This is a genomic window from Mesorhizobium sp. M1D.F.Ca.ET.231.01.1.1 (assembly GCF_003999155.2).
In the GTDB taxonomy this organism is placed as follows: domain Bacteria; phylum Pseudomonadota; class Alphaproteobacteria; order Rhizobiales; family Rhizobiaceae; genus Mesorhizobium.
Window position 1 is genome coordinate 379,192 of sequence record NZ_RZOZ02000005.1, and the last position, 14,705, is coordinate 393,896.

A 14,705-nucleotide genomic window follows, 5' to 3' on the forward strand; every position below is an offset into this window, starting at 1 on the left:
TTATGCGTTTTCACAAGGCGGAATCCGCATTCTTTGTCTTTATTTTCGTCATCCTGGCCGCGGGCCTCGTGACCTTCCACGCCTATGGCCAGTTGCAGGACATCGCGACCGATCTCGACACCGCGTCGCGTCTCGAAAGAATAGTCTATCTCAATAAACTGCTGTTCGTGACCGGCGCGCTGCTGGCCGCCGCCTTGTTCTTCGGGATCTTCTTCATTTACCCGCTGATCCGCGGCCAGGTGCGGGAAGAGGGCAAGCTGCGCGCCATGACCGTGTCGCTGAGCGCCCGTTCGCAGACGCTGGAGCAGGCGGCGCTCACCGACGGCCTGACCGGCATGCAGAACCGCCGCTACTTCGACGACGCCCTGCGGGAATATCTCGACGAGTTCGGCCGCATCGACAAGCCGGTGGGCCTGATGATCCTCGACCTCGATCATTTCAAGCAAGTCAACGACACGCATGGTCACGATGTCGGCGACGAGGTCCTGCGTGCCGTCGCGCAATGCGTGCGCGGCATGACGCGCTATCACGATGTGGTGGCGAGGCTTGGCGGCGAGGAGTTTGCCGTCGTCACGCCCAACATGGACGCGGAACTGCTCGCCCGGTTCGCCGAGCGCATCCGCAAGGCTATCGCCAACATGTCCATCCTGTCGGGCAATGTGCGGCTGAAAGTCACCACCAGCGTCGGCCTTGCGGTCTGGGACCGCAAGGAGAGCGCCGAGGACTTCTACCGCCGCGCCGACCGGCAGCTCTATGAGGCGAAGAAGCAGGGCCGCAACCGCGTCTGCGCCTAAAATCCCATCACTGAATTCGTGATGCCGGCCGTATGCCGCCGTTTTCTGCGCTTCCGGCCTTCGCCGGCCGAAGCACTCATGGTGGTCGTGGCAGTTAAGGCTACGGCCGGCGTAGACCGGTGCTCATGGACTTTATGTCCGCTTCGCTCCGGTTCTCGAAAGCGGCACCATCCGGCTCGGCCTGACGAGTTCCGTGACGGGATTTACCCACGTTGGCCGACAAGCAGAGAGGCAATTCTGCCGTGGTTTCGACCGGGACGACGGCAAAGTCTGGGGATCAGTCGTTCTGCTGGCGCATGCCGAAGGTCGAGGGCTTCAGGCCATAGCGCAGGTCGAAATCATCGTCCGGCTGTGCACGCGGCGCGGGTGGCTTGCGATAGTCCGGGTCGCCAGCCTGACGGGCGGAATCCACCACCTCGGCAAAGGCCATCGCCTGCTGCGGCTTCGGCACGTTGCGCAGCCGTTCGACAATTCCCGCGAGATCGACATCGTCGCCGGCTTCCGCGGGCAGGGTCTGCTCGCGCTTGGCCGTTCCAGGTATGAATTCGCGGGACAATTTCTCGAATTTGAGCCGCATGGTCGTCGCCACGCCTTCGCCGAAGGCGATTGCCTCGCGCTGGCCCATGGAGGACAGGAACGCCAGCGTCGAGGCCGAGGAATCAGCGATCGCCGAGCGTATGATCGCCTGGTCCTGCTCGTTGGCGAGCCGCATGGCGAAGAAGGTCGAGCATTGCGACAGGATGGTCGGATCGAGCTCGCCCGGACGCTGGGTGACGACGCCGAGGTAGCAGCCATATTTGCGGCCTTCCTTGGCGATGCGCGACAAGGCGTGCCTGGTCGGCGCGAAGCCGAGGCGCGGATCGGCGGGCATGTAGCGGTGCGCCTCCTCGCACAGCAGAAGTAGCCGCAGCCGGCCCTCGCTCCAGAGCGCAAGGTCGAAGGCGAGACGCGCCAGCACCGAGCAGACGGAGTTGACGACCTCGGACGGCATGCCCGCCATCTCGAAACAGGTCACCGGACGCCCATGGTTCGGCACGCGGAAGATGTTGCCGATGGTCTCGTGGATGGTGTCCTCGATCAGCCGCGAATTGAACATGAAACGGTAGCGCGGGTCGGCCGCGGCCGATTCGATGCGCGTCCTCAGCGACTTCAACGTCGGGCGATCGTTCTTGCTCTCCAGGAGACCCATGCGCTCGTCGATCTGCTTGAGGAGATCGGCGATGCGGTAAGGTACCGGTGTGTCCGCCGTCAGCGCATCGCTGCCGCGCCTGACGTACGAGCCGGAACTCGGGTTGCGGTAGAGATTCTTGGCGGCGGGGATGAGGTCGCGCAGGACGTCGACTTCCTCCGGCACGGTCTCGCGCCCACGAAACAGAACCTCGGCGAATTCCTCCAGCCTGAACATCCAGAACGGCAGGTCGAGCGTCTTGGAATCGACCTTCACGCAATGTTCCGGAAGCGAGGCGGCAAACTCGTTGTGCGGATCGAGGATCAGCACGCGCAGATCGGGCCGGGCCTCGATCGACTTGCGCAGAAGCAGCGAGACAGCCGTGGATTTGCCGACGCCGGTCGTGCCGACAACGGCGAAATGGCGCGCCAGCGTGTCGTCGATGGCGATGTTGGCGTCGATCGCCTCGTCCTGGGACAGCGTGCCGATGGTGATCGAATGGCGGCCGGCGAGATCGTAGACGGCCTGCAGGTCGCGGCTGCGGATGCGATGGGCAACGGCGCCGATATGCGGATAGGTGGTGATGCCGCGATCGAAGACGGGCTTGGCGCCAGGCTCGGCGCCGTCGCGTACCTCGCCGATCAGTTCGATGCTGACCTCGATCGCGTTCTGGCCCTCGTTGCTCCAGACGCGGTCAGACTTGCCGATCGCATAGACAAGGCCAACGGTGCGGGTCCCGCCGAGATTGATGGAGATCATCTTGCCGACGGTCCAAAGGCCGGTGACCGTGCCTTCGGCATCCTCGGCATAGGCACTGATGGTGGCACGCGCGCCGTCGCATTGCACGACATTGCCAAGAATGCGCTTGTCGCTCTGCTGGGCGTCGCGGCGCTCCTGCGAGGTCGGCTCTCCAACGGAGGCTTCGCGTTCAACAAACATCGGTGACCTGTCCCATTCCCCTCGAGGCCAAACCTATCCAATCGGGGTTAAAGTCGGGTGAGGTCGGATGGTGTAGGGCCTGTTAAGGCCGTCGCGAAAATTCGATCGAATAGCACCTTTCGCTATTGCTGATTTTCGATATATTGGACGAATGGCTGATATATCGAATGACATCACATCCACGATCGGCAGGCGGATACGCTCCGAACGGGACTTGCGGGGATGGTCGCTGGCGGAGCTGGCCGAGCGGTCGGCTGTTTCCAAGGCGATGCTGAGCGCGATCGAGCGCGGCATGACAAGTCCAACCGCGGCGCTCCTCGTGCGCATCGCGTCGGCTTTCGGCATGACGCTGTCGACATTGATCGCCCGTGCCGAAATGCAGGGTGGCGGTGTCTGCCGCAAGGATGAGCAGCCGGTCTGGCAGGATCCGGCGACGGGCTATGTGAGGCGGCACCTGTCGCCGGCGACGCAAATGCCGCTCGAACTGATCCGGGTCAGCTTGCCGGCAGGCGCCAAGGTCGATTTCCCGGCAGCGTCCTATGCCTTCATCAAGCAGCAGATATGGCTTATCGGCGGCCGCCTCGACTTCACCGAAGGCGATGTCGTGCATAGGCTGGAACCCGGCGATTGCCTGGCGCTCGGCGCTCCGTCGGACTGCACATTCCATGCCCCGGGACCGGAAGCCGCCGAGTATCTGGTGGCGCTTGTCAGGGGCTGATCGCATGGCGCGCCGACCGAGACGCTCGCACAATGGCGGGCCGCCTATCGACGACTATCAAGGCCCACCCTGGGGCAAGGGCGACGCCTACATCTTCCTCGCCTGGCGCGCCGCTCATGACAAGGCCTGGAAGGCACCCAGCCAGACCATCATGCTGATGCGGCTGGAAAGGGCCGAGCGGCTTGGCCTCACCTATGAGGAATACACGCTCGAGATCCTGGAGCGCGGGCGCCACCTCGGCGAGGACGATGCCGAGCGCATCGCGGAAATCCGCAGGATCCGCCGCCGAAGGCCGAGCAGTCATTTCGAATGACCCCGGCCCGGCACCTCATCCACCTGGAGAGCATGGACATGAACACCCTTGAAATCAGGGCGCTGGACGACGACGCGCGAACCAGCGGGATGCTGGCCGACCTGCTGATCGAGACGGTCGCCGCCGGCGGATCGGTGAGCTTCATGCATCCGCTGTCGCCCGACGCAGCCTATGGTTTCTGGCGCAAAGCACTGGCCGCCGCCGCGCGGGGAGAACGGGCGGTGCTGGCCGCATGGCACGGCGAGACGCTTGTCGGCACCGTCACGCTGCTTCTCGACTGCCCGCCCAACCAGCCGCACCGCGCCGAGATCGCCAAGCTGATGACCCGGCTCGACCGCCGCGGCCAAGGCATCGCGACCCGGCTGATGCGGGCGGCGGAGGAACTGGCCGTCGAGAAGGGGCGCACCCTGCTGGTGCTGGATACCGCGGCCGAGGAAGGGGCTGCCGGCCTTTACGAGAAACTCGGCTTCACGCTGACCGGCGAGATTCCGGACTATGCGCTCAAGCCGCATGGCGGGCTGACCGGCACGCTCATCTACTGGAAGCGGATAGGGAAAGACCGATAGCCCATGAAGGGTCTGCTCGAGGCTCAACGCAGGATGGAAGCCCGCGGTCGGCCTTCCATCCTGTGGACAGCGTCCGGCCTCAAGCCTTGTGGTGCACCTCCTGCAGCCCATAGACGGGCGTTGGCAAGCCGACTTGCCTGGCCTTCAGCTGCAGCGACAGATACTGCGAGTAGTGGCGGGACTGGTGCAGGTTGCCGCCGTGGAACCACAACGCTTCCTGCTGCGTCGGCTTCCACATGTTGCGCTGCTCGCCTTCCCACGGGCCAGGATCCTTGGTGGTATTGGAGCCGAGGCCCCAGACCTTGCCGACCTTGTCCGCCACTTGCTGCGAGATGAGGTCCGCGGCCCAGCCGTTCATCGAGCCGTAGCCGGTGGCATAAATCACCAGATCGGCCGGCAGTTCGGTGCCGTCGACGAATTTGACGCCGGTTTCGGTAAGTTCCTGCACCGCAGCGCCCGGGCCGCTCTTCAGCTTGATCGAGCCGTCGATGACAAGATCGCAGGCGCCGACATCGATGTAATAGCCGGAACCGCGGCGCAAATACTTCATGAACAGCCCCGAGCCGTCGTCGCCCCAATCGAGCATGAAGCCGGCCTTTTCCAGATCCTCGTAGAACTTAGCGTCGCGCTCCTTCATCTGCTCGTAGAGCGGAATCTGGAACTCGTGCAGGATGCGGTAGGGGAGCGAAGCGAAGATCATGTCCGCTTTTCGCGTCGTCATGCCGTTCTCGACCGCCTGCTCGGAATAGAGGGCGCCGAGGCCGATATCCATCAGCGTGTCGGACTTGACGATATGGGTGGACGAGCGCTGCACCATGGTCACGTCCGCGCCGGCTTCCCACAGCGCCGCGCAGATGTCGTGCGCGGAGTTGTTCGAGCCGATGACGACGACCTTCTTGCCGGCATATTTGTCCGGACCGGGATGCGTCGAGGAATGCTGCTGCTCGCCCTTGAAGACGTCCTGGCCTTTGTATTTCGGCCAGTTCGCCTTGCCGGACATGCCGGTCGCCAGCACCAGCTGCTTCGGCTTCAGCACGATCTCCTTGCCGTCGCGTTCGACGACAACGGTCCATTCCTTGGCCTTCTCGTCATATGTGGTGGATTTCGCGGTGGTGGAGCTCCAATAGTTCAGCTCCATCACCCTGGTGTACATCTCCAGCCAGTCGCCGATCTTGTCCTTCGGCGAGAAGACCGGCCAGTTCTTCGGAAAATCGATATAGGGCAGGTGATCGTACCAGACCGGATCGTGCAGGCAGAGCGACTTGTAGCGCTTGCGCCAGGAGTCGCCTGGACGCTCGTTCTTCTCGACGATGATGGTCGGCACGCCGAGCTGTTTCAGCCGGGCTCCAAGCGCAATGCCGCCCTGGCCACCACCGATGATGACGACATAGGGCTGCCGCGAGTGGCCGAGTTCCGCGATCTCGTCGTCGCGCTCCTCGCGCCATGTCTTGCGGCCCTTGCCGTGGCCGTGCTTGGCGCCGAGCGGGCGGGTGAAGCCGGCTTTCTCTTCGTGACCCTTTAGTTCGGCAATGGTGGTCAGCAGCGTCCAGATCATCTCGCCGTTGAACCGCACGAGGCCAAAGCCGCGCGCCGCGCCGGTCTCGAAAGTGATCCAGGCGGTGATGATGCCGCCGTCCTCTGTCGCTTCCTCGCCCTCGGCCACCGTCCAGCCGGTCGGCTTGGTGTTGCTGAGCGTCGCCTGCAGCATGTCGCGGATTTGGTCGCGGCCCTCCATGGTCTTCAAGTTCCAGGTGAAGGCCACGAGGTCGCGCCAGTAGCAGTCAGCCTGGAAACAATTGACGGCGGTATCGATGTCGCCGGCTTCCAGCGCCTTGCCGAATTTGTCGAGCAGCGCCTGCGCCTTGGTGGTGGGTGTCCTCTCGAGCATGTGTTCTCCTCCGCTTGCTAGAGTCCGATCAGAATGGGGTCGATCAGGATTTTCAGTTGGGTTCCGGCAGGATCCAAACGGCGTCGAAGCTGGCCGTCGCGACGAGGTTCGCCGGCCATGCGTCCTCCTCGCAGGCAACGTCCTTTGCCGGGCAATAGTGGTGCTTCAGCCCCGTGTGCTCAACTGTACTATGGTAGCGCGAGGGGCGCCGATCTCACAGGCGGGTGAATTCGCGCGGCACCCCATTGACGAGCCCGCGCTTTGGCCCTTATTGTCCGCGGCCATGAAAACAGCACTCATTCTCGTAGGCTGGCGCGTGGGCAAGGTGGTGTAACCGCCGGGCGAAAACCTCCCATGCGCATCCCACAGGCTCCCTCGGGGGCCTTTTTTATTGCCCAAAATCCAACTAAACGACCAGCAAATCGCCAGGCGGCGAACAGTACGGGACCAGACCGATGAGCAATGGACAGAACGAGCGGCGCGAAATGACGGGCGCCGAAATGGTGGTGCAGGCGCTGAAGGACAACGGCGTCAAGCATGTCTTCGGCTATCCGGGCGGCGCCGTTCTCCCGATCTACGATGAAATTTTTCAACAAGACGAGGTCGAGCACATTCTGGTCAGACACGAGCAGGGCGCCGGCCATGCCGCCGAAGGCTATGCGCGCTCGACCGGCAAGGCCGGCGTGCTTTTGGTCACATCCGGCCCCGGCGCCACCAATGCGGTGACGCCGCTGCAGGACGCGCTGATGGATTCCATTCCCCTGGTGTGTCTCACCGGCCAGGTGCCGACCTCGCTGATCGGCTCCGACGCCTTCCAGGAATGCGATACGGTCGGCATCACGCGCCCCTGCACCAAGCACAACTGGCTGGTGAAGGACGTCAACGATCTCGCCGCCACGATCCATGAAGCCTTCCATGTCGCAACCACCGGGCGCCCCGGCCCGGTCGTGGTCGACATTCCGAAGGACGTGCAGTTCGCCAAGGGCATCTACGTGCCGCCGCAGACGGCACCGCGCACCAGCTACCAGCCAAAGGTCCAGGGCGATCTGGAAAAGGTCAAGGCAGCGGTCGAGCTGATGGCCGGCGCCAGGAAGCCGATCATCTATTCGGGCGGCGGCGTCATCAATTCCGGTTCGGAAGCCAGCCACCTGCTGCGCGAGCTGGTCGACCTCACCGGCTTTCCTATCACCTCGACGCTGATGGGGCTCGGCGCCTATCCGGCTTCAGGCAAGAACTGGATCGGCATGCTCGGCATGCACGGCACCTATGAAGCCAACATGGCCATGCATGATTGCGACGTGATGATCTGCATCGGCGCGCGCTTCGACGACCGTATCACCGGCCGGCTCACCGCATTCTCGCCGAACTCGAAGAAGATCCACATCGATATCGATCCGTCCTCGATCAACAAGAACGTCCATGCGGACGTGCCGATCCTGGGCGATGTCGGGCGGGTTCTGGAGGATCTGGTGCGGCTGTGGCGGGCGACCGCCAAGGCCGACAAGAAGGCGCTCTACCCGTGGTGGGAGCAGATCGCGAAATGGCGCGCACGGGATTCGCTCGCCTACAAGATGAACAGCGACGTGATCATGCCGCAATATGCGATCCAGCGGCTCTATGCGCTGACCAAGGATATGGATACCTACATCACCACCGAGGTCGGCCAGCACCAGATGTGGGCGGCGCAGCACTACCATTTCGACAAACCGAACCGTTGGATGACATCCGGCGGGCTGGGCACGATGGGCTATGGCCTGCCGGCGGCGCTCGGCGTGCAGATCGCGCACCCGGATGCGCTCGTCATCGACATCGCCGGCGACGCATCGGTGCAGATGACGATGCAGGAGATGAGCTCGGCGGTGCAGTATGAGGCGCCGATCAAGATCTTCATCCTCAACAACCAGTATATGGGCATGGTGCGCCAGTGGCAGCAGCTGCTGCACGGCAACCGGCTGTCGCATTCCTACACCGAGGCGATGCCGGACTTCGTCAAGCTGGCGGAAGCCTATGGCGGTCACGGCATCCGCTGCGACAAGCCGGACGAGCTGGACGACGCGATCCGGGAGATGATCTCGGTGAAGAAGCCGGTGCTGTTCGACTGCCGCGTGGCGACTTTGGCCAACTGCTTCCCGATGATCCCGTCCGGCAAGGCGCATAATGAGATGCTCCTGCCCGACGAGGCGACCGACGAGGCGGTGGCCAACGCCATCGACGCCAAGGGCAGGGAACTGGTGTAGCCGCGAGCCGGGCTTGCGGCGGGAAGCCGTGTGGAAACAGAGAATTAGATCCAACAGTTTGAAGTCGAGATTCACGTCATGAACGCACAGCTCCAGCCGACCGGCTCCGCCTATTTCATCGCCAAGGAAACGGAAAAGCCAGAGAACCACACGCTGTCCGTGCTGGTCGACAACGAGCCGGGCGTGCTTGCCCGCGTCATCGGTCTTTTCTCGGGGCGCGGCTACAACATCGAGAGCCTGACCGTCTCCGAGACGGAGCACGAGAAGCACCTGTCGCGCATCACCATCGTGACGCGCGGCACGCCGCATGTGCTGGAGCAGATCAAGCATCAGCTCGAGCGAATCGTGCCGGTGCACCGCGTGGTCGATCTCACCGTGCGCTCGCACGAGCTTGGCCAGGAGCGGCCGCTGGAGCGCGAGCTGGCGCTGGTCAAGGTCGCCGGGACCGGCGACAGCCGGGTCGAAGCGCTCAGGCTGGCAGACGCCTTCCGCGCCAGCGTCATCGACGCCAACACCGAGCATTTCATCTTCGAGATCACCGGCAAGGGTTCGAAGCTCGATCAGTTCATCGCCATCATGAAGCCGCTCGGCCTGGTCGAGATCTGCCGCACCGGCGTGGCGGCGATGAACCGCGGCCCGCAGGGCATGTAGTCGGCGAGCATCGCTCGCACCCTCTCAATCTTCTCTCTGGTCCGGCAGTCGCCCGTCGGTGGCTTTTGCGCATCTGCCAAAAAAGGACAATAAGACTGACATATCCGGGAGGATAACATGTCACTCGACGCATTCCTTGCCCTGTTGGTCTATGCCCTCGTGACTTCGATCACGCCGGGGCCGAACAACCTCATGCTGCTCGCCTCCGGCGTCAATTTCGGTATCGCCAGGACGGTTCCGCACATGCTCGGCATCAGCATCGGCTTTCTGGTCCTGCTGCTGGCCGTGGGCTTCGGGCTCGGCGCGGTGCTGATGGCGTTTCCGGCGCTGCATACGGCGCTGAAAATCGCGGGCGCCGCCTACCTGCTCTACCTTGCCTGGAAGATCGCCATGTCACGCTCGATGAGCGATAGAAAAGGCGCGGAGGCGCGACCGATGCGCTTCATCGACGCTGCGGCGTTCCAATGGGTCAATCCCAAGGCATGGGTGATGGCGATAACCGCCATGGCCGTCTACACCAACCCCGACCATCCGTTCGTCTCGGTGGCGCTGATCTCGATCGCCTTCACCATCGTCAACCTGCCCAGCGTGTCCGTCTGGGCCGGGTTCGGCACCGCGCTGCGCGGCTTCCTGTCGGATCCCGTGCGCCTGAAATGGTTCAACATCGCCATGGGTTTGCTGCTCGCAGCGACGCTCTGGCCGATGCTGCGCTAGGCTCAGTTTCGGGCTGATGCGAGGGGCCGTCGCGGCACGTTGGCCGGCTGCACAGCGATTGTGCAGTGCACATTAAATCTTCGTAATCCCGCGTTTTGGCCCTTTTCCGCCAAGGCCTTGTCCTATCTATTCGGCGAAAATCGCGGCAAGGCGCCGTGAATCGAGCTAGAATAAGGCCACCGGGTTCGGCGTGTCTGGTAGAGGGCATGGTGTCGATGCGCGGAAAAATCGCTCTTGCAGTCGTTGCGCTGGCCTGCCTCGCAGGCGCCGGCCTCTACTTCTCGCCAGCGACGCTGGGCAAGGTCCAGCAGCTGATGTCGGGCCAGCAGGCCGGCACGGCTACTGCGGACAAGACGGCGAAGGCTTCGGACAATCCGAAGGGCGGCGGCGGTGGTGGCCCGCGGTCGGCCTCCATCGTCTCGGCAGCCGCGACGACCGCCGATTTTCCGATCCGCCGCTACGCCATCGGCTTCGTTTCGTCGCCGTCGGTGGTCAGTGTGAACGCCCGCGTCTCCAGCCAGATCGTGTCTATCGCGGTGAAGGACGGACAAATGGTCAAGGCCGGCGATCTCCTCTTTTCGCTCGACGATCGCGCGCTGAAAGCCCAGCTCGCCAAGGACCAGGCGATGCTCGTGAAGGACCAAGCGCTTCTGGTGAGCGCCCAGGCCGACCTGCAGCGCGCCAAGGATCTTGTCGCCCGGCAGGCAGGCACGCAGCAGACCTACGACCAGGCGCTGGCGGCGCAAAAGGCCGCGGCCGCCACCATCGATGCCGACAAGGCGACGATGGACGCCGATACGGTCCAGTTGAGCTACGCGACCATCACCGCGCCCATCTCGGGCAGGCTGGGAGCGGTCAACGTCTCCGTCGGCGACCTCGTCACCACCAGCAACGGCAACTTGAGCAGCTCGACGCCGCTTGTCACCATCACGCAGATGGACCCGCTGCAGGTGAATTTCTCCTTGCCGGAAAGCAACCTCGCCTTGCTGCACAAGGAGCTGGCGAACCAGCAGCAAGGGGACGTGACGCTTACCAAGGACGGCGATCCGACGCCGATCGGCAAGGGCACGCTCGACTTCGTCGATTCCAGCGTCGATACCGCCTCCGGTACCATCGCCACGCGCGCGAGCATACCGAACGCCGACCTTTCGCTTTGGCCGGGCCAGTATGTGAACGTCGTGATCGACGCCGGCACGATGCCGCAAATGACCTCGGTGCCGACGGTCGCGGTGCAGCCCAGCCAGAAGGGTCCGTTTGTCTACGTCGTCAAGCCTGACAACACCGTGGAGATGCGGCCGGTGCAGGTGGCGCTGACGGAAGGCGAGAACAGCGCCATCAGCCAGGGGCTGAAGAGCGGCGAGAAGGTCGTCGTCGAAGGCCAGACCAGGCTGAAGGACGGCGCCGCCGTGCACGAAGGCAAGCCCGCCACCAGCGGCGCCGATCGGGCCGCCCCCAAGGTCGCTGAAGCGGACAAGGCGAGTGGTGGCGACAAGGCTGGCGAGGCGCGCCCATGATTTCCGAATTCTGCATACGCAGACCCGTCGCCACATTGCTGATGTCGTTCGCCCTCGTGCTGGGCGGAATCTTTGCCTACAAGTTCCTGCCGGTCGCGGCGCTGCCGAGCGCCGAATTTCCGGTGGTCAACGTCTCTGCCAGCCTGCCCGGCGCTTCGCCGGAGACGATGGCGACGTCGGTGGCGACGCCGCTGATCAAGCAGTTCGCCACCATTGCCGGCATCGATTCGATCTCGACCACCAACTCGCTCGGCCAGACTTCGATCGCCATCCAGTTCGTGCTCAACCGCGATATCGATGCTGCCGCGGCCGACGTCCAGGCGGCGATAGCGCGCACGCAGCGGCAACTGCCGCCGGAGATGACCTCGCCGCCTAGCTATCGGAAGGTCAATCCCGCCGATGCGCCGATCCTTTTGATGTCGCTGGTCAGCGACACGGTTCCGCTCACCGATCTCGACGCCTTCGCCGAAAACGTCATCTCGCCGTCGCTGTCGACCATCGACGGCGTGGCACAGGTCTCGATCTTCGGCCAGCAGAAATATGCGGTGCGCATCCAGATCGATCCGACCGCGCTTGCCGCGCGCGGCATCTCGATCGATCAGCTGCAGGCGGCGATCGCGTCGGCCAACAGCAACACGCCGCTCGGCGTGCTGCAGAACGACAAGCAGCAGCTCACCATTACCGCCAACACCCAGCTCGTCAACGCCGCCAAGTTCTCCAACCTGATCATCGCCGCCAAGAACGGCCGCCCGGTGCGGCTGGGCGAGGTGACCCGCGTCGTCGATTCGGTGCAGACCACGACGACCGCAAGCTGGTACGACGGCACACGTGCCATCATCATGGCCGTGCAGCGCCAGCCGGACGCCAACACCGTCGACGTCGTCGACAAGGTCAAGGCGATGCTGCCCTCCTTCCAGGACCAGATACCGGCGGCGGCCAGCATCAAGCTGCTCAACGACCGCTCGACCTCGATCCGTCAGGCCGTCGACGACGTGCAGTTCACGCTGCTCTTGACCATCGCCCTGGTGGTGATGGTGATCTTCGTGTTCCTGCGCAGGATAACCGCGACGGTCATCCCGGCGGTGGCGGTGCCGATCTCGCTGATCGCCACCCTTGGCGCGATGTTCCTGTTCGGCTTCTCGATCGACAACATCTCGCTGATGGGCCTCACGCTCGCGGTCGGCCTGGTCGTCGACGACGCCATCGTCATGCTGGAGAACATCTTCCGCCACATGGAGGAGGATGGGCTGTCGGCATTCGACGCCTCGCTGAAGGGCGCCCGCGAAATCGGCTTCACCATCATATCGATCTCGATTTCGCTGGTGGCGGTGTTCATTCCCGTGCTTTTGATGGGCGGCGTGATCGGCCGCATCTTCAACGAATTCGCGGTCGTGGTGACGGTCGCCATCCTGGCGTCGATGTTCGTGTCGCTGACGCTGACGCCGATGCTGTGCTCGCGGCTGCTGTCCGTCACGAAAGCCGATCGCGAGGCGCATGGCGATGGCCGCAGACATGACATCGTGACTCGTGGATATGACTGGCTGCTGAGCTTCTGCCTGCGCCACACCTTCCTGGTGTTCCTGGTCTTCGTTGGAACGGCGGCTGCGTCGGTGTGGCTGATCCAGGCCTCGCCGAAGGGCTTCTTCCCGCAGGAGGACATCGGCCAGATCTCGGTGACCACCATCGCGCGCCAGGACATCTCGTTCGACGCCATGGCGAAGCTGCAGGGACAAGTGGCCAGCGTCTTCTCGCACTCGCCCTATGTCGACCATGTCGCGTGGTCGGCGGGGAGCGGCAACAACGCGCTCAACCAGGGGCAACTTTTCGTCCAGCTCAAGGGCAAGGATCAGCGTCCCAATATCGAGAAGGTGCTTGCGGATCTGAGACGACAGCTGGCCGGCGTTGCGGGCATCGAGACCTATATGCAGCCGGTGCAGAATCTGCGGCTCGGCTCGCGCTCGTCCGCCAGCGCCTACCAACTCGTGGTCCAGGGCTTGGATACCGGCCAAACCGATATCTGGGCGCAGAAGCTGAATGACGCGATGGCGGCGGACCACACGACCTTCACCGACGTCACAAGCGATCTGCAGAACAATGCCCTGCAGGCGTCGCTGGTGGTCGACCGCGACAAGGCCGCCCAACTCGGTATCGACACCAGCACGCTGCGCTCGGCCCTCTATGGCGGGTTCGGCACCGACCAGGTCTCGACGATCTTCGGTTCGGCCGACAGCTATCAGGTCATCACCGAGCTCGATCCCAATATCGAGTGGTCGCCGGAGCGGATGCTGGCCATCGAGGTCAGGACAGCGAACGGCAGCCTGGTGCCGCTCGGCGCCTTCGCCCATGTCGATCGCACGGCAGGCGCGCTGACCGTCAGCCAGCTCGGCCAGCTGCCGGCGGTGACGATCTCCTACAATCTGCCGCAGGGCGTGTCGCTTGGCGACACGGTGACCCGCATCGACCAGCTGAAAGAGCAGATCGGCATGCCGAAGGCGATCTCGACCAGCTTCGCCGGCACGGCCAAGACCTTCCAGGACTCGCTCGCCAACCAGGGCCTTTTGATCGGCGGCGCAATCCTGACGATCTACATCGTCCTCGGCATGCTCTATGAGAGCTTCATCCATCCGCTCACCATCCTCACCGGTCTGCCGTCGGCGGTGCTTGGGGCGGTGGTCGCGCTCAGTCTCGCCGGCATGGATCTGTCGGTGATCGCGGTGATCGGCATCCTGATGCTGATCGGCATCGTCAAGAAGAACGGCATCATGATGGTCGACGTCGCGCTGGAGCTCAGGCGTCAGGGCTTGTCGGCCAAGGAGTCCATCCACAAGGCCTGCCTGATGCGTTTCCGGCCGATCATGATGACGACGCTGGCGGCGTTGATGGGCACGTTCCCGATCGCGCTCGGGACCGGCGCCAGCGCCGAACTGCGCCAGCCGCTCGGCGTCGCCGTGGTCGGCGGCCTGCTCGCCTCGCAGGCGCTCACGCTGTTCGTCACGCCGGTGATCTATGTCTATTTCGAGAACTTCTCCGGCTGGCTGCTCAGCTCCTCGTCGAAGAAGAGCCGGCCGGCACTGCATGCGGTCGAAAGCAGCGAGCAGCCTTCGCTGTTCGAGGAAGAGGCCGAACCGAAAAAGGTGGCTGCCGAGTAGGCTACGATCCTGGCCCAAGGCGTGGTGCTTGCGGCAACGCAGCGGCGATCCTAG

General features: G+C 63.7%; 11 protein-coding genes. 9 read left to right on the forward strand and 2 right to left on the reverse strand.

The genetic code is table 11. From position 1 onward, the window contains the following. Window positions 1–2 precede the first annotated feature (2 nt). Entirely contained in the window at window positions 3–794 is a 792-nt protein-coding gene (locus tag EN874_RS16775) for a GGDEF domain-containing protein (protein WP_126088543.1), read from the forward strand. Window positions 795–1,071: 277 nt separating this feature from the next. Here EN874_RS16775 and EN874_RS16780 read toward each other — a convergent pair whose 3' ends face one another. Further along, the gene (locus EN874_RS16780; RefSeq protein ID WP_127425729.1) at window positions 1,072–2,901 is read right to left on the reverse strand and encodes an ATP-binding protein; all 1,830 of its coding nucleotides are present in this window, start codon (window positions 2,899–2,901) and stop codon (window positions 1,072–1,074) included. Between the two features lie 151 nt (window positions 2,902–3,052). Between EN874_RS16780 and EN874_RS16785 the strand changes: the two genes are divergently transcribed. Genes EN874_RS16785 through EN874_RS16795 form a run of 3 tightly spaced genes read left to right on the forward strand, consistent with a single transcriptional unit; the run spans window position 3,053 to window position 4,498 of the window. Beyond that, window positions 3,053–3,619, forward strand: a complete 567-nt coding sequence (locus EN874_RS16785; protein ID WP_127425730.1) for an XRE family transcriptional regulator — start codon at window positions 3,053–3,055, stop codon at window positions 3,617–3,619. A 4-nt stretch (window positions 3,620–3,623) separates the two neighbouring features. Next, on the forward strand, window positions 3,624–3,932 hold the full coding sequence (locus EN874_RS16790; RefSeq protein WP_127425731.1) for a hypothetical protein: 309 nt from the start codon (window positions 3,624–3,626) through the stop codon (window positions 3,930–3,932). 38 nt (window positions 3,933–3,970) lie between these two features. Next, a complete protein-coding gene (locus tag EN874_RS16795) occupies window positions 3,971–4,498 on the forward strand; it encodes a GNAT family N-acetyltransferase (RefSeq protein ID WP_127425732.1) in 528 nt (175 codons plus the stop codon). A gap of 79 nt (window positions 4,499–4,577) precedes the next feature. Here EN874_RS16795 and EN874_RS16800 read toward each other — a convergent pair whose 3' ends face one another. Then, window positions 4,578–6,386: an NAD(P)/FAD-dependent oxidoreductase gene (locus EN874_RS16800; protein WP_127425733.1), complete on the reverse strand. Its 1,809-nt coding sequence runs from the start codon at window positions 6,384–6,386 to the stop codon at window positions 4,578–4,580. Between the two features lie 455 nt (window positions 6,387–6,841). Between EN874_RS16800 and EN874_RS16805 the strand changes: the two genes are divergently transcribed. From EN874_RS16805 to EN874_RS16825, 5 genes are all read left to right on the forward strand, one after another. Next, on the forward strand, window positions 6,842–8,623 hold the full coding sequence (locus EN874_RS16805; RefSeq protein WP_127425734.1) for an acetolactate synthase 3 large subunit: 1,782 nt from the start codon (window positions 6,842–6,844) through the stop codon (window positions 8,621–8,623). 78 nt (window positions 8,624–8,701) lie between these two features. Next, window positions 8,702–9,274 (forward strand): acetolactate synthase small subunit, encoded by a 573-nt coding sequence (gene ilvN / locus EN874_RS16810; protein WP_006204962.1) that lies wholly within the window; start codon window positions 8,702–8,704, stop codon window positions 9,272–9,274. Window positions 9,275–9,391: 117 nt separating this feature from the next. Then, entirely contained in the window at window positions 9,392–9,988 is a 597-nt protein-coding gene (locus EN874_RS16815; protein WP_127425735.1) for a LysE family translocator, read from the forward strand. 215 nt (window positions 9,989–10,203) lie between these two features. Further along, the gene (locus EN874_RS16820; RefSeq protein WP_127425736.1) at window positions 10,204–11,502 is read left to right on the forward strand and encodes an efflux RND transporter periplasmic adaptor subunit; all 1,299 of its coding nucleotides are present in this window, start codon (window positions 10,204–10,206) and stop codon (window positions 11,500–11,502) included. Beyond that, window positions 11,499–14,651: an efflux RND transporter permease subunit gene (locus EN874_RS16825; RefSeq protein WP_127425737.1), complete on the forward strand. Its 3,153-nt coding sequence runs from the start codon at window positions 11,499–11,501 to the stop codon at window positions 14,649–14,651. Before EN874_RS16820 ends, EN874_RS16825 begins: the two co-directional genes overlap by 4 nt. Window positions 14,652–14,705: the final 54 nt, after the last annotated feature.